This window comes from Gardnerella sp. c11Ua_71 (assembly GCF_055818025.1).
Genome location: NZ_JARFVR010000003.1, coordinates 273262 through 291216, shown reverse-complemented (window position 1 = coordinate 291216; position 17955 = coordinate 273262). Strand labels below are relative to the sequence as shown.

20 protein-coding genes and 2 pseudogenes are annotated in these 17955 nt (G+C 38.2%); 4 read left to right on the top strand and 18 right to left on the bottom strand.

Going from position 1 to position 17955, the window contains the following annotated elements; translation table 11 throughout:
* Positions 1–387 precede the first annotated feature (387 nt).
* From P0106_RS03735 to P0106_RS03685, 11 genes and pseudogenes are all read right to left on the bottom strand, one after another.
* Complete coding sequence (locus P0106_RS03735; RefSeq protein WP_473730456.1) at positions 388–1965, bottom strand: recombinase family protein; 1578 nt, start codon at positions 1963–1965, stop codon at positions 388–390.
* Position 1966: 1 nt separating this feature from the next.
* Positions 1967–2371 carry a recombinase family protein gene (locus P0106_RS03730; RefSeq protein WP_101889399.1) on the bottom strand — a complete coding sequence of 135 codons (405 nt, stop codon included), beginning with the start codon at positions 2369–2371 and terminating at the stop codon, positions 1967–1969.
* A complete protein-coding gene (locus tag P0106_RS03725; protein ID WP_415680550.1) occupies positions 2341–3933 on the bottom strand; it encodes a recombinase family protein in 1593 nt (530 codons plus the stop codon). The genes P0106_RS03730 and P0106_RS03725 overlap by 31 nt, the downstream gene beginning before the upstream one ends.
* A 61-nt stretch (positions 3934–3994) precedes the next feature.
* On the bottom strand, positions 3995–4207 hold the full coding sequence (locus P0106_RS03720) for an SHOCT domain-containing protein (RefSeq protein ID WP_285085360.1): 213 nt from the start codon (positions 4205–4207) through the stop codon (positions 3995–3997).
* Entirely contained in the window at positions 4194–4604 is a 411-nt protein-coding gene (locus P0106_RS03715; protein WP_285085362.1) for a sigma factor-like helix-turn-helix DNA-binding protein, read from the bottom strand. Before P0106_RS03715 ends, P0106_RS03720 begins: the two co-directional genes overlap by 14 nt.
* A 55-nt stretch (positions 4605–4659) precedes the next feature.
* Positions 4660–6636, bottom strand: coding sequence for a DNA polymerase (locus tag P0106_RS03710; protein ID WP_473730455.1), 1977 nt, complete (start codon positions 6634–6636; stop codon positions 4660–4662).
* A 225-nt stretch (positions 6637–6861) separates the two neighbouring features.
* Entirely contained in the window at positions 6862–7410 is a 549-nt protein-coding gene (locus tag P0106_RS03705) for a DUF2815 family protein (RefSeq protein WP_004117141.1), read from the bottom strand.
* 4 nt (positions 7411–7414) lie between these two features.
* The gene (locus tag P0106_RS03700) at positions 7415–8545 is read right to left on the bottom strand and encodes a DUF2800 domain-containing protein (RefSeq protein WP_473730454.1); all 1131 of its coding nucleotides are present in this window, start codon (positions 8543–8545) and stop codon (positions 7415–7417) included.
* A complete protein-coding gene (locus P0106_RS03695; protein WP_014554450.1) occupies positions 8538–8840 on the bottom strand; it encodes a hypothetical protein in 303 nt (100 codons plus the stop codon). The genes P0106_RS03700 and P0106_RS03695 overlap by 8 nt, the downstream gene beginning before the upstream one ends.
* Positions 8841–8852: 12 nt before the next feature.
* Positions 8853–9032 carry a hypothetical protein gene (locus P0106_RS03690; protein ID WP_473730453.1) on the bottom strand — a complete coding sequence of 60 codons (180 nt, stop codon included), beginning with the start codon at positions 9030–9032 and terminating at the stop codon, positions 8853–8855.
* A gap of 102 nt (positions 9033–9134) precedes the next feature.
* Positions 9135–9767 (bottom strand): annotated as a pseudogene (locus P0106_RS03685) (sigma-70 family RNA polymerase sigma factor).
* Between the two features lie 789 nt (positions 9768–10556).
* Between P0106_RS03685 and P0106_RS03680 the strand changes: the two are divergent.
* Positions 10557–11324 (top strand): hypothetical protein, encoded by a 768-nt coding sequence (locus P0106_RS03680; RefSeq protein WP_004117145.1) that lies wholly within the window; start codon positions 10557–10559, stop codon positions 11322–11324.
* 16 nt (positions 11325–11340) lie between these two features.
* On the top strand, positions 11341–12783 hold the full coding sequence (locus P0106_RS03675; RefSeq protein WP_004125695.1) for a hypothetical protein: 1443 nt from the start codon (positions 11341–11343) through the stop codon (positions 12781–12783).
* 130 nt (positions 12784–12913) lie between these two features.
* Here P0106_RS03675 and P0106_RS03670 read toward each other — a convergent pair.
* A pseudogene (locus P0106_RS03670) lies at positions 12914–13716 on the bottom strand (transposase); the annotation flags it as partial.
* Between the two features lie 132 nt (positions 13717–13848).
* Here P0106_RS03670 and P0106_RS03665 point away from each other — a divergent pair.
* A complete protein-coding gene (locus P0106_RS03665; protein ID WP_410311419.1) occupies positions 13849–14022 on the top strand; it encodes an IS3 family transposase in 174 nt (57 codons plus the stop codon).
* Between the two features lie 126 nt (positions 14023–14148).
* On the opposite strand, the gene P0106_RS03660 is transcribed toward P0106_RS03665, so the two are convergent.
* Both P0106_RS03660 and P0106_RS03655 read right to left on the bottom strand, forming a co-directional pair.
* The gene (locus P0106_RS03660) at positions 14149–14394 is read right to left on the bottom strand and encodes a hypothetical protein (RefSeq protein ID WP_230455139.1); all 246 of its coding nucleotides are present in this window, start codon (positions 14392–14394) and stop codon (positions 14149–14151) included.
* Complete coding sequence (locus P0106_RS03655) at positions 14387–14950, bottom strand: hypothetical protein (RefSeq protein WP_410311418.1); 564 nt, start codon at positions 14948–14950, stop codon at positions 14387–14389. The genes P0106_RS03660 and P0106_RS03655 overlap by 8 nt, the downstream gene beginning before the upstream one ends.
* Before the next feature lie 246 nt (positions 14951–15196).
* On the opposite strand from P0106_RS03655, the gene P0106_RS03650 reads away from it, so the two are divergent.
* Positions 15197–15430, top strand: coding sequence for a transposase-like zinc-binding domain-containing protein (locus P0106_RS03650; RefSeq protein WP_415681754.1), 234 nt, complete (start codon positions 15197–15199; stop codon positions 15428–15430).
* A 161-nt stretch (positions 15431–15591) separates the two neighbouring features.
* Here P0106_RS03650 and P0106_RS03645 read toward each other — a convergent pair whose 3' ends face one another.
* Genes P0106_RS03645 through P0106_RS03630 form a run of 4 tightly spaced genes read right to left on the bottom strand, consistent with a single transcriptional unit; the run spans position 15592 to position 17955 of the window.
* Positions 15592–16065 (bottom strand): thioredoxin family protein, encoded by a 474-nt coding sequence (locus P0106_RS03645; protein ID WP_004114696.1) that lies wholly within the window; start codon positions 16063–16065, stop codon positions 15592–15594.
* A gap of 5 nt (positions 16066–16070) precedes the next feature.
* On the bottom strand, positions 16071–16460 hold the full coding sequence (locus tag P0106_RS03640) for a thioredoxin family protein (RefSeq protein ID WP_004114695.1): 390 nt from the start codon (positions 16458–16460) through the stop codon (positions 16071–16073).
* A gap of 3 nt (positions 16461–16463) precedes the next feature.
* The gene (locus tag P0106_RS03635) at positions 16464–17114 is read right to left on the bottom strand and encodes a hypothetical protein (RefSeq protein ID WP_473730459.1); all 651 of its coding nucleotides are present in this window, start codon (positions 17112–17114) and stop codon (positions 16464–16466) included.
* Positions 17083–17955, bottom strand: a complete 873-nt coding sequence (locus tag P0106_RS03630; RefSeq protein ID WP_016828760.1) for an ABC transporter ATP-binding protein — start codon at positions 17953–17955, stop codon at positions 17083–17085. Before P0106_RS03630 ends, P0106_RS03635 begins: the two co-directional genes overlap by 32 nt.

Genomic DNA, 17955 nt, shown 5'->3' with positions numbered 1-17955 from the left:
CTCAACCCTAGAGCGTCGACATCTTCCCTCAAACAGCCAAACTGCACTCAAAAATCACGAGAACCCAGCTTAAAGCCGCCGCACATTAAACCTTTTAACGATAGCCCTCGCTAAGCCTTGCTACACAAGGGCAAATTTGCACCCACCTATTAAGCCTTTGACATCAATACGACACTCTCGACGTGGATTGAGAGAACTCCAAGTATAGCTACACTTTTTTGAGTGCACACTATGGATATTGGGTGCACTTTTTAACGATAGAAAAGGCTATCGTTAAAAGGTTTAAGATTGGCTTAATAGCTTGATTTTGAGCATAAAAACAGCCTAGAGAGGATTCCCCCTAGGCTGACTTTTGTAACATTTCAAATGCTCACAGTCTTTTGACTTTTACGATGCCCTTTCAATATCCACACTAATCTCTGATTTAAAAGTTATGCTGAACCTGTCCTCGTAAACTTTTATTTTCTTGATGTACTTTCTTACCAGCTTCTCGTCATACTCACTAATATCGTGACGCTCACTTTTCAGAAAATCTTCCATTTCTCTGATTCGTCTTTTAGCATCTTCTTGACCTGCTTTTTCTATAAGAAGCTGCTGTTTCTTACCTTTCAGCTCATCAATCTCGTTGGCAGTTTTCGTGTAGTCTTTTTTAGCTTTAAGCAAGGTTAATAGTATCGCTTGTTTATCTGCAATTCTTTTATCAACCGTTTCAATCTCGTTTAAGTTATTGCCCGCGATAATTTCTCTAATATTATTCTTCAACATGTCTAATACTTCACCCGATATACTAAACACCTTGTTTATGGCTTTCACTATGGCAGACTGCAGCTCTTCCTCTTTTACTGTCGGAGCATCGCAAGCACTAGGACCATTTTCCCATCTGGTACAACAACGCCAAACAACAGAACGCACTCCTCGATTGTTCCAAGCAATTCTTCTGTAAACATCCCCACACTTAGAACAAACACATAGGCTGGATAAAGCGTACTTACTGGAATAAACTCTCCTTTTTTTATTCTCCTCACCACTAAACATGTTGGCTCGTCTTACCATTTCTTCTTGAACTTTAAAGAAAATATCTCTTGGAATAATAGACGCGTGACTATCTTTTACATAATACTGTGGTTCTGTTCCATCATTTTTTATACGAACATGGTTAATAAAATCTGTCGTGATGGTTTTTTGTAAAAGAGCATCACCAATATATTTTTCGTTTTGCAAGATGGTTTTAATATTAGACAAGTGCCATTTTAAATGCCCGGCACCGTTTTTAACACCGTCTTTTTCAAGACCCTCCGCTATGTCTCTAAGGCTTGCTCCTTCTAAATATTCTCTATAGATTCTTCTTACGACTTTTGCTTCCTGTTCAAGAATTACAAGATTCCCTTCATCGTCTTTTGTGTATCCTAAAAACCAGTTATGGTTGATTTGCACTTTGCCTTCCTGGTAGCGGAACTTAAGTCCAAGCTTCACATTCTGAGAAAGTGACGCGGATTCCTGTTGAGCTAAAGAAGCCATGATAGTAAGCAATAGTTCTCCGCTTGCTTCCATGGTGTTGATGTTTTCTTTTTCAAAAATGATCGGAATGTTTTTGTCTTTCAACTGTCTGACAAACTTTAAACAGTCGATAGTGTTTCTCGCAAAACGGCTAATCGACTTAGTGATAACCATGTCTACTTTGCCACTCATGCAATCGTGGATCATGTCGTTGAAACCGACACGTTTTTTCGTGCTGGTTCCTGAAATACCGTCATCAGCGTAAATGCCGGCAAATTCCCAGAGAGGATTTCTTGAAATATAATCCGTATAATGCTGAACTTGCGTGTCATAACTTGTTGCCTGTTCTTCACTGTCAGTACTGACACGACAATACGCTACTACTCTTAACTTCGGCTTATCTTTATGCTTATCTACCGTATTACCCGCTATTTTTCTTGGTGGAATAATTGTAACGTTGGCATTCATTTTACACCTCCTTGATTTGACTGTACGCGTATGCTGCTTGCCGATAAGGATCATCGTATTTCTTTTCTATAACGCCTATTTCATACGTGAAATTTGTTGTAATTAAAGGTTTTAGCTCTGTTGTACGAGGTTTTCTTCTAAAATTGTTGGCTCTTAACTGCTGAACTTTATAAAAAGTTTCTTCATCTAAAAGACTCGGGTAAAGCGATGTTCCTAAGTACGTTTTATTTTTCAAAATATTGCTAATTACAGAATGTGTTTTATCAATGTTCACCGCTCGAGCCGTTTCAGAAATCGTTCCAAATTCTAAGAATTTACGGAAAAGTTCTCTCACTTTTTGAGCTTCTTTTTCGTCTATAACCGCTTTACCGTCTACTATTCTGTAACCATATGGGATGTGTGCCATGTTTCTTTCACCTCTTCTTCTAATTCCAATCCGCATTTCAAATGAAAAATAAATTCTGTTCTGCTTTTAACTACGACATTGTCTACAAAATCCAAAAAATCCTCGTCCTTAAACTCGCTAAATACTTCTGTGACGCTTACGAACCGTTGAAGTTTTTGTGCCTCGTTTAAGTGCGTTAAGTTACCGTTTAAGCTGTTGGAAAGCTGAAGTTTTTCCTTAAGACAAGTATCTATTTCCGTTTTAAGCTGATTGCTTTCCAGATAGTAGGAATCCATCTCAATGTAGCCACCGGCGAAAAGCTTACTGAGTACTTGCTCCTGTTCTTGCAGCTTAGCTATTTTTTCTTCAAGTCCAATAACTTTGTTCAATCCGTCTTTATTATTCACGTTTCTTAAGCTTTTTATGAAAGGCGTTAATATTTGAGCGTATGTTGCTTTGAGCTTGTTAAGCATTTGAAGAAAAGCTAATTTAACATACTCCTCTTTTACAGCTTTCATAGGGCAGCATTTAATTTCACGTATATGCTTGGTACAACACCAAACAACATAGGCTCCATCTTTTTTATGCCGGTCGTGTTTCTTTAACCTACTATGACAATTACCGCAGTAAAGTTTTCCTGAAAACACATATCTAGCAAGATATTTATTACTACCGCCGGTAATATTTAGTTTTAATTTTCTCTTCTGTCTCAGCTCATGCACAAGATTAAAAGTTTCATGACTGATGATAGCCTCGTGATGGTTTTCAATAACATACTGTTTTTTCTCGCCACGGTTTTTATGGCGGTTAAAATTATCGTCTGTAAATGTCTTTTGAAAAATCACATCCCCTGTGTATGTTTTATTGTTCAAAATAGCGTTCACGGTAGTCGAAGACCATTTAGCTCCTTTTTTCGCAGGAATCTTTTTAGCCGTCAGCTCATTAGCTATCACATGCCCGCCTTTACCTAAAAGTGCCATACTAAAGATGTCTTTTATAACCTCAGCTTCCTTTGGAACGATAATCATTTTCCCGTTCTCGTTTTTATAGCCATACGATGGGGAAGAAATGACATAGGTTCCGTTTTCGAACCTTTTTTGAATTGACCACATGCTGTTTTCCGAGATGGATCTTGACTCACTTTGTGCAATGGAACTTAAGATAGAAAGCATGAGCTCTGAACTCATATGCTCGGTATCAATGTTTTCTTTCTCAAAATACAAATAAATACCGAGACCGGTAAGTTTTCTAACTATTTCAAGACAGTCAACCGTGTTTCTTGCAAGCCTACTAATAGACTTTGTAATAATCCTGTCTATCTGACCGCTCTCGCAGTCTTTAAGCAGTTGTTTAAGACTTTCACGCTTATCGATTTTCGTACCGCTAATACCCTCGTCAAAGTAAAGTCCCGCATACTCCCAGCATGGATTAGACTTAATATAGTTTTCGTAATGCTCCTTCTGCACTTCTAGACTGAGAAGCTGTTCATCACTGTCGGTAGAAACTCTCGCATACGCTGCAACCCGTATTTTTCTAAGAGAATTATCCGGCTGTTTGGCTTCCAGTTTTGTTATCATTTTCATCATCTCACCTCACTTTCTTACAGTCATATACATCACTCTAAAAGCAGTGTTTATCAAGCTTTTAGCCCAATAATTCCTTGTAAAACGGGTGAAATTTTTCCCTGTTAAGACGGCTTATTTTTTCTTTTTCTTGCTCGTTGATAAGCCCTTTTTTAAAGAGTGAAGCGGTAAGTTTTTCGGCTATTTCAAAACGAAAATCCGCCTGCATACTCTCTTTCGTCCAAGCCCTCGCTTTAACATCCGTTAGCCCGTGAGCATCATTACTTATTTGCATGATGCTCACCTCCAAAACGATGTTCTATATAGCAGGCGTGGCAGCAGTATTTTCTGGTTTTATTACCGTAAGAGATAAAAGAATTTTTGCAGTTAAGACAAGTGCACTCATAGTTTGCCTGTCTTTTTACCAACTGTGTATGCTTGTTCCACCACGTGTTTCTACACGCATCAGAGCAGAAACGTTTAACTTTTCTTCCTGTGTTTTGCTTGATTGGTTTTGAACAAGATTCACATAATGCCGTCTGTGTTTTCGTAGACTGGATTACGCCCAGGCTGTTACGTTTGCAGTAGCTTTTAATCGTATTAACGGAAATATTCATACGGTTTGCAATCTGCGTATAGCTAAGGCCTTCATCTCTTAGCAATTTGACCTTGCGTTGTTCTTCCATATTCATAAAAAGGCCACCTCCTATGAGGTAGCCTTGGGAAAGAATAAAATCTGACGGTTTTTTAATCTTTTTTGTAAAACTCGCACTCGTAGCCGTCAGCTCGTAAAACAAGCCCTTCTGCCCAAGGTGGTGTTCTTCCCATTAGCTCACACACGCTTTGAACACTCACGCTTTTATCGGCTTCGATAATGGCTTCATCATGCACGTGAGCAACGATGCAATATTCTTTCAGCGTTTGCATGGCGTAAAGTAGAATGTCACGAGCTATAGCTTGCGTAATGTTTTCCACAAATTTAGGCCCGTAGCTTTCCAGCCGCTCCCATTTTTTAGTAGACCCCACACCCTCATAGGTGACTGATTCACCACCGTACTTGTTTTCTTCCACACGTGGCTTCACATAGTAAAGGCATCTTTTAGACGGCAGTTTGATGATAAGAAACCCACTCTTGTAAGTGAACACAATATTGTGTGTTCGAACAGAAATGTGTTCGTGTACGCACTGTTTTACCGCTCTGTCCACATCCCACCACAGTGTGGTTACCATCGGGTTAGATTTTCTCCACGCGTCAACAAGTGGCTGAAGCTCATCCTCTCTAAGACCCATGTCGAGTGCTCCCATAGCTTTTAACGCACCAACAGAGCCGCCGTATCCAAGAGCGAGTTCCGCAATCTTACCTTTCTGCCGCAGGTGCCCGTTTACTCCATGTTTTTCAACAGGTACGCTAAACATTTGAGATGCTGACGAGCAGTAAATGTCTTTACCTTCCGCGAATACTCGCATACGCCATTTTTCACCCGCAAGCCAAGCCAAGACTCTCGCTTCGATCGCTGAAAAGTCTGCGACAATAAACTTCAATCCCGTGCGTGGAATAAAAGCAGTGCGAATAAGCTGGGATAAAGTATCCGGAATATCCTCATAAAGCATTTCCAAAGCTTCAACATTTCCCTGTTTAACAAGACTTCTAGCCTCCGCCAAATCAGGCAAATGGTTTTGTGGTAGATTTTGTAATTGCACAAGCCTTCCCGCAAACCTTCCGGTACGGTTTGCACCATAGAAGCGAAACATGCCACGCTCCCGATAATCCATACAGGCAGCGTTTTTCATCGCCGTATACTTTTTCACCGAAGATTTAGCAAGCTGCTGGCGAAGACGTAAAACTTCCGCCAACTCTTTACCCACTGTTTTAAGCTCTTTAGCGACTTCTTTTTTACCAAGCGACTCCATTTCAAGACCATGCTTTTTAAGCCAAGAGCGCATTTGTAACACTGAGTTCGGGTTTTCTAAACCTGTAATATGCTTAAGCTCATCCATGAGATGCGTTTTCACCTCCTGGTCGAGTTTTATGGCTGATTCAACAAAAAGAGAATCTATTCCTATCCCACGATCGTTAATGGTTTGGTCGAGATAAAACTCCTGCCATAAAAAGTCCGGTACGGGAAAGCGTGAGAGCTTTTCTTGAATACTCATCTCAACTTCCACATCACGCTTGTTATACGATTTAAACAGCTCCCACTTTTCCTTATCGTGAAAATACTTGTTTCTTGTTCTTCCACCGTTTACTTTCGTAGGATTACACGGCAGGCAGAAATATTTAATAAGATTCTTACCCTCAGTGAGCTTCTGCTTATCAAGCCCCAATACTGCTCCCACGCTTTCCAAAGACATGGGAAGTCCCAGGGTGGCTGACCAGATCATTGTGCAATGCCAGGAGCTTGGGTTTAAAAACAAGCCTTCACTTTTTCCTGTCTGACCGGGGTTAACATTGATGCCTTTATCTCGCAGGTAGCGTGATAAGCAGACTCTTTCAAACTGAGCGTTAAACGCCCACTTAGTCACTGTTTCATCCGTTAAAGCAGAAAGCACAACCTCGGGTATGGTTTCACCTTGTGCTAAGTCAACGACTTTAACTTCACTACCGTCCACACTGTAGCCAAAGAGCAGTATTTCAAAATCATCCGATTCTGCGTACTTGTAAACACCACATTTACCAAGATTTACACTCGAAAACGTTTCCAAATCCACACTCAAATTTTCCAAATTACATCACCTCCAAGCTTATAAAAGAGGTGACAGAAAACCTGCCACCCCACTTATAGAATCTTCTAAATCCTATTTTCAGGAATCTTCTAATTCCTATTTAGAATGTGTTTAATATCAACGTAAAGACTCACGAGTTTCTTTACCGTGAAATCAAGAAGTAATACTCCTATAAACACTGAAATAAAAACCGCTATAACAATTTCCATAATTAACTCACGCTCCTTATGCTAGAAAATCATCATCTTCTAAAGTCGTAAAATCATCAGTTGCGAGACTACGTCCGCCGAGCGGCTCACCGTCTCGAATTTTTTGAATATTGCCAAGACCGCAAGCGATACCCTTATTACCGTTAGAGTTAAAAGCGTAGAAGTTGATGGAAACCCTCGCATAGCAGCCTGAATACACTTCACTACGGTCCATGATTGGTTTTACCTGTTTGTCTACAATCTGCGGAGCCGTGGTTGAGTTCGCGTTAATGAAGTAATGTCCTTTATACGCTTCATCATCACGCTCAATATCCCCGTCCCTCAGTGGTGTTTTAAGAGCAGCCTTGTTTGGTTTCTTACCGCCGAACTTGCCGACACCTTCCTCAATCGCAGCATCAATAGCTTTCTCAATAGCGTTTACTGTTTCAACATCACTTTTAGGGATAAGCAGTGAAACACTATATTTTTCAGGGCCGCCGTTAATAGACTTTGGCTCCCAACCATTGAAATAGGAAAGACGCGTGTTCTTACCAGTGATAACCTTCGTGTTATTTAATTTAGACATAGTACTAATTCTCCTTTTTGAATTCTTGATTTACATTTGTTACATTGACTTTTGCCCGCTTATCCGAATCGGGTACGAGCGTAAGTTTTCCAGACGGTTTTATAACGAGGTCGCCCAGAATATCCTCAAATTTTTTCTTGCCCATCAGCTTTTGCATTTCCGTTAAACCGATAAGACTAGTTTTGAAAATGTCGGTAAAGCCATGAGCTTTCGCTTTCTCAATAACAGCTGTCTCATCCTTAAACTTGCGAACTGAACGTCCTTCCACGAGTTTGAAACCGCTCCACTCTTTACCATGGTTTATAGCGGAATCTGTGGCGTAAGCTAAAACATCATCAGCCCACTTCGTTAACTGCGGAATAAGCGTGAGCACTTCTTCAATCTCACTATCTGTTAAAACAGAAGGCGGTTTGAACTCAAATTCTGCAAGTTTAAGGTTTTCTTCCGCACGTTTACGGCACGTGGCTTTTGCCCTGCAAAACCTGCACCAGTCACCGGCTTCAAATTCACCTTCGCCTTTAATAGCAAGCTCTGCTTTAGGTTTAAGCACGCTTTCAGCCCAAGAAATAAGCTCCGCGACAGGTAGTGTGAAAGTGGATACGTTGTCACGTCTTGGCTGAAAAATACTCATCTCAACAGTTTGAATCTCGTACAAGCTGTCGAAAAGCGTTAAAGCTCCAAGAGCGTAGCATTTCATCTGAGGATTCTCGTAAGCATCCACTAGCACGCCTTGACCGTATTTAAAGTCGATAATCTGCAGCGTTTTTTCGCCTACAATAATGCAGTCCGCTGTTCCAAACCCGTCAGGCACGTAAGCTGAAAAATCAACCTTCTGCTCGATGAGAAGGATAGGATCTTGGCAGTTAAGTTTTGCCTGCTCGTATTTTTCCATTACGAAATCCACGTAAGCATCCGAGCATTCCTGCATCTCGTTTGAGTCATACTCGGTGGACGGTTTTTCGCACGGACGGTTAAGAAGCTTATTCAGCTTGTACTCACACCACGCGTGTGCCGCCGTTCCTTCCTCAGCCGCTGCAGAAGTAGTGTTTTCAAACTTTTCTTCTAAAACAGCGCTAGGAGTACACTTAATCCACCTGTGAGCAGAAGATGGGGAAAGTAAAGCATGCTTAGTCACCTTTAATTCCCTCCGCTTCATGCAACAGGCTCTCATACTCGCTTTCAGGAACATCCGAGAGCTTTTGCGCACCGTGCTTAACGATGAGTTTCTTCACCTCAGCTGTCTTTCCCATCTGGCTAAGTTTTGCTAAAACCGCTCGAACCTGCTCAAGACTGACTGTATTCTGCTTTGGTTTCTCTACCGGTTTAGATGGTTTTTCTTTACTAACGTTAGACTCATCAAATAGCGTTTTAAGATGAGCTGTTAAGTTTTCCAAGTCTTTGATGACTTCTTTCATAATTTTCTTGTTCACGGTTTTTCCTCCTTAAACTTCTTTGACATCAACTGACTGAACACTCTTCCCGGAATCTAATAGGTAGACTTGCGAGTAATCACCAAACAGCCAGCGGATAAACCGCTGAGGTAATCGCATCACAGCTCCACGTAGAACCTGTTTCTTCTCACCGTTTTCACCGGTGACGTTAATAACGATCTTGTGTTTCACGAGTTTTGCCTCCTTTCTATAAGGGGTTTCTTCCTTACACATCACAGGCAAAGAAAAAGGAGGAGTTTTTAACCTCCTCCTAAAAAATTTCTAGAATTTTTTTTAACGCGTTTTTCTAAGCTTTTCGAGAGCCTTATCCAGATGCTTTTTCACGCCAGCAGACGAGATACCAAGCATGCTTGCAATCTCTGACTGAGTGTATCCTTCAATAAACATCAAACGAATAACCTGACGTTGCTTGTCAGTGAGTGTTGAAAACGCATTCTCCATTTCTTCTGACATTTCAAAACCATAATCGTTGGTAATAAAACCATAATCATCAGTAGTACTGAGAGCTTCAGCAAGATGACTTTTATCTACTTCAAGCTCACCATCTGCATCGAAGTCAAGCGAAAGATTATAGTTACGCGGGAAATGCTCTTCAGCAGCATAATCAACATCATCCTTGTTAGGCTCATAACCGTGCTTAAGATTAAAATTCCGGATATATTCTTCTTTCCACGCCTTAATCTCAGCTTTTTCTTCAACAGTTCTAGTAGGACGCAGGTTCTTATTGTTGTAGTAAACCTCACTGTCATCCATTGAGTGAAGCATCTTAATATCAGCTTCAGTGACACCATTTTCGCCCGGCTTAATCTCGATAGTTTCTTCACTATAACTACCATCTTCATTACGAACACAACTTGTATACTTATACGTTGCTCAATCATTGCTATTAGTTTTGCGAGTCCTCATGCTCACCCTTCCCGCCTGCAGCGGTAGGGTGAAGACACATACAAAAAAGAGCCGATACTTTATGAAGTACCGACTCTAATACCTGAAAAACAGCCATAGTAGAATAGAGGTACTTCATAGGAGTCATGAAAAACCATGAGGATCCTATTGACGTATCTCATCGCCCTATAGCTAATCAGGCTTTAACTGTTTATTAGTAGTGTCTTATTGATTAATCATTAACCACAATCTTGTTAATTGTTCCAAAAATTCTTACAGCATTTACCCGCTCTTTCTTAAAACCCGTATCATGAGTGTGAAAAAGAGTGGAATAATCTCGTTTTTATAACAGTTTGACATGTAAAAACCACACTTGCCTTGAAAGCTACGTGCTTTGAGGTTTAAGCGTTAACAATGTTTTCACCCCCCTTCTCGTTAAACAACACTCGTTTTAGAAAACAAAACGAGCATTAGCCACGCTCTAATAGAGTCCCAACCGTAGCTAATAAAGTCCAACTGTATTTAATACAATCCCAACAAATCTAATATAATCCCAACCGTATTAATATCAGAAATCCTCACTCCGCAAAAAGTGTTATAGGCCTAACTACTTTTAGTGTTACCGTTAGAGCTTCTGATTAAAACACTTCAGATAAAACGTTAAAGTTATTACTATGCTAAAGAGGCTCTTCAAAAACCTGACAAATACGCACATATACGGGGTTGCATACACGAGATTGCAGGGAAAGAGTATTGCATATTTTTTCATAGAAGCGTACAATAAGAGCAAGGTGTTTTACTATTGTAAAGATGCATAGTATGCCTTCTTATCGAGAAAGAGATATTATGAAAAATATAATAATGCGAAGTCTATCTGTAGTTGTTTCTGCTGCTTGTTTATTTACTTTTTCCCCATTGGCATTTGGACAAGATAATAATGAGAATTATCAGCAAAGACTGGGGGATATATCAACTTATCTGAATCACACACTCAGTGAAAAAGAAATTGATGAGCAGATAAAGGAGACCTCGCGTCGCACTGGTGAGAGCCCTGACTCGATTGCTAGTAGGGTGGAGAAATCGGTTCGTGATTCAGTGTTAGATACTGCGAGGTTCTCTGTAAGAAGTGGGAATACACAGTTACCAAGAGCTCGTCATACAGGAGATATTTTTGTTTCTAATAATTCATCATTTTTCGTTTGGAAGCATGGGCATACTGGAATTTATGTTAATCGTGATGATATTGTCGAAGCAGTAGGGATGTTCCAGAATGCTCATCGAGTATCAAGGAAAAATAGTGTCGCAGCCGGCGGTGCCTCTATTCTTGAAGTAAAAACTTCCCAGGGAAACCGCGATAAAGCGGCGCGTCGGGCAATTGGTTATATTGGTAGGGGTTACAATGCAGATATTACTGATACTAATAGAAATGATTGGGGAGGTCTTAACTGTTCTCAATTAGTGTGGGCTGCATATTATTATGGTGCTGGTATTGATTTGGATACTGGTAGTGGTGAATATGTGTGGCCATATGATATTAAAAATTCTGGATATGTTAGGGAATATCAATATGTTCAGTAGTTGAGGTGCGGTCATTATGTGGAAAAAATTTATTCATGAATCTGAAGCTCACAAGAGAGTGAATGATGATTATGTGCGTAATGCTGCACCTCAATCTTCATTCACAACTGGGAATAAAACTCATAGAGTAGTAGTCTGGATTTTCGGGGTTATAGGTATAATTGCTGTAATTGCAGCCGTTACTGTAGGTGCCTTTCATTGGGTTTTATCGACAGAATATACAGTATCTGCTCATTCGGAGAAATTTGAAAATCTTCGGTTGCAGCATGCGGTTGTTGCAATCCCGCTGCATAACCCTCAGACATCTCTTATTCCCAATGGCAGCGCATTTATGTCAATTGTTTATGAAGATGGCAGTTTTAAGCTGCATAAGGTGAGCAATATAGAAGGCCAAACGCCAATTTGGAATACTGAGGCGCTTCACTATACAGATTCCCGTGATAGTTATTTCATACCAGTGAACGCTGGAAAACCTACGGTAAACTCTATAGAAAAGGTGCAACGTCAGAATTTTGCATTTTCTCTTGCTAATGGCGGTTTTGTTGATCTGTATGACGAAAGCATGATGAAGCATAGAGGTAAAACAACATATAAGATTCTTTCTACGACTTCTAAAGGTGAGAGTAAGCAGCAAACAATACAATTTTCAGAGAACCTATTTATTAAAACTTGTTCTACCTGTGGCAATCAAGCGTATGCAATTGCTCAAACAGACAAGCATGAAGTTGTGTTGTATCGCATGGTCAATGAAGCAAATGTTGGCCTAAATGAGGTATCGCGGCACCATGAAAAAGACATGGTGGGTGAGCAATTATATCAAGGAGAAAATGAATCTACAGGAGTAATTGATGCTGCTTATAGCCCACGATGCAACAATGGTGTGATTACTTTCTTATATTCGTATGGTCCATCGTCTGCTCGCACAAAGGATATGGCAGTAGAACACAGCGATTCTGCTGATGATGTTAAAGCTATTCAGGAACATTTTCTTGTGCGATGGGATGTGAAAACTGGTAAAATAACAACAATTCCATTGAAGAACAGCAAAGGTCAAGTGTTGTATGGTCCGACCACGGTCTCTTATGAGATTGCTGGCTACATAAACGCACAGGCATACGATGAAAAGCTTCTTCATATTGTTGATACCGAGAATGGACGAGTGTTTACTCTTGATACGCAAACAGGTGTTCTTCGCCGATTGTTAGATAAAACTACGCGTCAAGAGTCGTCAGCGGGCGTCAACTATCGTTTGCTGGTAGGAAACCATGAAATAGTTCGTATACCATCGATTATCGATACCTCTGATTTGAAAGATTTTGTTATCGAACGATTTGATAGGAAGACTGGAAAATTATTGAAAAAAATAAAAGTTAATAAAGATTTTCTCTATTTGACAGCTCAGAAAAATACGAATTTATATCCGGGAATTCCAGCTGTGAATCCAAAATGGTTGCAATGATCGGAAATTGACGTATTGGGCTTGATGCTTGTGAATGATTTTGCAGTGTCAAGCCCGATTTATCCTGTCGTGCGTGTAGGGGGAAACTAAGGGTAAGCGGCAAAAAGTGTGTCTATTAGTCGGCGTGTCTTTAACACATAGTCCCTTTTCTGATTGCAATATCTGGATGATAGTCAGCTTTACATAAGTTAAACCCAGTGTCTAAATGAGCTGGTCCAATTGGATTATCATCAATAATAATTCTTTTAGTTTTTGGTTTAAAACATTCAGCAGTTATAAATTGTTTAGGATCTGAAGGATTTTCACTATTGAAGTAACACCACCACTCTATAGCTCTACGCATGTGATCTTCAGATAACCCTTTATGAACACTTACCAATTTATCTATCTGTGAATTTATACCACCTTCTAAAGCATTAGTAGTACTAGGAGAATAGGAACGCTAGTTTTCTCTAACAGTAAAGGATCAAGAAAGGTAAATAGCGTACCATTTTTAACTTGTATAGCAAGCAGATTATAAGCTTTTCGTGCTTTCTGGTGCGTATACCACCATTGTTGATTACTTCTTACCCAAGAAGGAATATTCTCTTCAGAAACATTCCTACGGAACGTTTTTTGATTAAGCCAATCTTTCCACTGGTTATAAGATTTCTGTAGTAAATTAACCCATAAATCAGATTCTTTCAACGTTCTGATTTTAACTAACTTTTTAGCTAAACCCCACAAAGCCTTATGTGATTGCAGCCTAAGCTTGCTTGTAGTTAATACGCGTATATTACGTTTAACATGTACTAAACAGCGTTGTACTCGAGTCTCTGGCCAAACTTGTTTAATAGCGCTCAACGCGCCAGCATTCCCATCAGTAATAACAACAGTAAGAGCTAATAAATTATTAAGTAAACTCTTATATGCTTCAGTATTTTCTCTAATGCAACAACTGGCAAAATAATTCCACTTAAGCAACGTATTGGACTTTTAGAGCGCAAGATTAGAGTAGTTAAAGAGAATAATTATAATGAAACAGACTGGCTCAAATGGTCTAAACATGCATTTTTGAATCTATTTATGGTTTTTAATATCAAGAAGATAGCCTGCTTCTGGCAAGAGAAAACCTTCTTGCAACATAACTGGGATAGTACAGAAGGATTACGTCAAGCTATTCATACTTATATTGATTTTTACAACAATCACAGAATTAAAATGGGGCTTAAAAGACAATTATGGAACATCGTGCTATGATTGCACAAAATGTCTAAAATTGTCCTAAGCCCCTTTTGTTTTCAATGTCAAGTAATACTAAATGTTAAGCTTTTTTAGCTTAACTACAGCAAGTTTTCCTTGGTATTTCAACGAAAACTCGGTTTTTTAGCACACTTTTTGCCGCTTACCCTCAAAAATAGTTCCTTCATTAGGCAACGACATCGTTGTCATCAAAGCAAGCATAAACATAAGCGGACCGAGCGCATTTCCATACGTTTTGAACATCACACCAAAATCATGGCCGAATACCACCATCGACAAGTAAAGGAACATAAAATTCACAGCTGTAAACATAACCAACTTCAGCACGAACATAAGAACCTTGTACATGAGAATATCCTCCTCACTCACTAAACGGAGTCGAACACCAAATAGCAGAAGCTGCTAAACTTGTAGCTAGACCCATAACTCCACCTCTAAATGCGGATGAACCAACTGCCTTTAAAATATACATAGCAGCTTGCTTCCAAAGATGCTTTTCAAGTAACTTTTTGAAAGTAGCAGTAAATACTCCAGTAATACCGATTAGACCAGTAGTCTTAATTATACATTTAACATAATCCTTCGAACGCACTGCATGATTATCATTAGACGAAATCTCACCAACAGATGCATTTGCATTGAGCTTATGAATTAAATTCTCAAGCACTTCTTTCGGAACATGAGAAAACTCCCCTGCTTGTGTTACAGTCCATTTTTTATTAATTTCATCAAACTTGAGATACTTTGAAAAAATAATTTCAAGACGCTTAGCATAATTATCTATATTCGCATCACCGACATTGCTTTCTACAACACTTGGTACGTTATCCACTATCTCATTAGCTTGAGCAGTTGATACCAGAGAAACACAGATTGATAATGCTGCAACAACTACAGCAGTAGACTTAAAAATATGACATTTCATAGAAATTCTCCTTTGTAATTACAATATATAAAAGACCTATCATTGGGTTTAATACTCATTCTATCCAATAATTTTTTGCCATACAATTGTTGTTGTTATTTTTGATAACACATAAAATGTATAAGGTGTTCTAAGTTTTACTTGTAACAAATAGAAATAGGGTTATTCCCCCAAATACTAAATTATGCAAATAGACTACAATTAGAATACTCTAATGAAGCTAACCTAATCTACTGTTGTAATTAAATGATGAACTCTTGCAATAATCCCATTGGTAGTGTATGTAGCAACAAGATGGTTAAGAATGGTAAAACCGGTGCAAAGAAAACACGATGGAGATGCAAAACATGTGGCGCTTATTCAAAGCAACATCGCCAATATATAACACGTCAAAAACCGTTACAATTGGTCATGAAACGACTGTTAAGTTTTTTTAAACAAGAAACTATAAATACTCCTCACGAGGAAAAGAAGAAATAACAGGGTACGGTAACGCGATTAATCCCGTACAAACCATGGGAGGATTCATACTTGTTTATACGAAAAGGGTTGGCAGGAATATGAGAATATGGTAACGACACACCAATTCTATGCACACTTTCTAGGAAATAACCATAAAAATCAAGCATTTGCATTATTAGTTATTCTGAAACAAGATTTCTACTAATCCACATCTCTAGTTCTTTAAGAGAGAATCCGCCATGCTCCTCAAAATCTAGTTTTGTTAACAATTTTCTATGATTATATATAGCCAACGTCGGAGTACCTTTAATGTTATACTTCTTCTTAAACTGAAGCCATTCAGATTTATTTTCGTGAATCCTCTCAACATTGACATAATATAATCTATCACTAATTTTATATTTGTCGATCATTTCCCCCAATATTTGATCAAATTTATTACAATCACCACAACCCGGCCTTCCAAAATAAACTATAAGCTTCTTTCCATCATTATTGCGCAACACAAAATTTTTTTCCAACAGGCTATTTAACTTATCATACATAGTCAATGTAGGATGCGTCATATCCTTTTCGTAAGTTTGTCCAACAATAAAATAAGCATTTGCAATTAGACTTAATACTAAAACAATGTATAAAATAATCTTCTTCATCGCTACTAGCTTTCTACAAAAGTCTTTAACTCTTTCAAATTCTTATATCCTTGAGAAATTACCAGTTTCCCACGCTTCCTCATTACAATAGTTGGAGTATTGTAAATCTTTATTTCAGCTGCCTTTCTCACAATTTTCGTGTCTGTGGCATCCCAATAATAAATTTTAGTATGCGTTTCATCTTGATATTCTTTTAGAACTTTATTGAATTCCTGACATGCTCCACAGCCTGAACTACCAAAATAGAGCACTTCTCCAGTTTTAAGATTTGAGATATTATTCTCCTGTAATACTGAAAATGAGGGTCTTAAGCCACTCAAATGAATATATGCAATAAAACCAACGAATAACATTATGACAATAGCTGGAAGTATACGAGATACTACACTTTTCATAACTCAGTACTCCTTTTTCGTAAATTGTAATAACGACAATAGGAAAAACACAACAATATACATTAGAGCAATAATACAAGTTGCAGACGTAAGAGCGGTGAACGAGTCTGGTGATAAATAATAAAATATCTGAAAAGAATACACGGATGTTTGAGACAATATTATGTTTATTAAATTCGGCAATATCCATAATAATATAAAGGAAAGAATCATTGTAACACCAACTTTTTCAAAATATATCAACAGATTCATATTTATAGCAATATACAAAAGGAAAATTATCGGATATACGAGCAGTTGATGCATAACTATCCCTAGAGACGAGTATTTTAGTGACAAAAATACCAAATTTACGACTAGATAAATGCTTACGTATTCACCATATATAAAACACAATAATTTAATCCTATTAGGAATATACTCTAGATAATGATGAATAATTTTCTTCTCTTGCCATTCACCAATTGATAATATCTGATATAGGCTTAAAAATAGTATAGTTATCGTTGAAAAGAATTTATATTGTGATAAAAATGCACCTCTTTTAGACTGAAATACTATAAACACGCAACATGCCAAATACAAAACAAAAGACAATAAGAAAAGCTTCTGATGACTAAACTTAATAATTTCTGATTTTATATAGTACTTCATCATCATCTTCCTCCAACATAAAATCTTTAATATCATGCGTAATATCACTGTATTCCACGATTTGTACCCCATGCTCAATCAGCAATTTAAGAACCTTGGCAATATCCTCTCTAGGCAATTTAATTCTAAAAGTTGATTCTTTGTTATCTTTGCTACGACAAAAAACCTCATATCTGTTAGAAAGCAATTCACTAATATCCACACCATTTACAACAATCACATTATAAATTCTTAGATTATCATTAAAATTAACAATTTTTTGAATTTTCCCTTTTTTTAAATACCATACAATATCAGCAATTTCACCTAACTCATCTAATATATGACTTGAAATTACAAGGCTTTTACCTTGTGAGCGCAATGACAAGATAGTGTCTTTTAACTGCTTTATAGTAAGAACATCTAATCCATTGAAAGGTTCATCAAGAAGAATAATTTCACTATTTGAGAGCAATATTCTAGCAATATTTAATTTTTGCTTCATACCTAGCGACAATTGTTTAAACTTTTTATTTTTTGCTTCGTCGAGACTCACCTGATGCAATAATTTATCACAATTAAAGTCTTTTCTCCCCATCAAAGCAGCAAACACTCTAAGATTATCCTGTACAGAAAATTCGTCATAAAAAGATGGATTCTCAATAGCAAATGAAAGTGAACCGTCCAATTCAATATTGCCTTGATAATCAACTATCAAATTTGCAATGCACTTCATTAACGTGGTTTTTCCTGAACCATTATTGCCTACTAACGCAATAATTTGCCCAGCACTGCTTTCCAAAGAAATGTCATCTAAAACGACTTTTCCCCCATATGATTTTTTCAAATGAGATATCTTCAT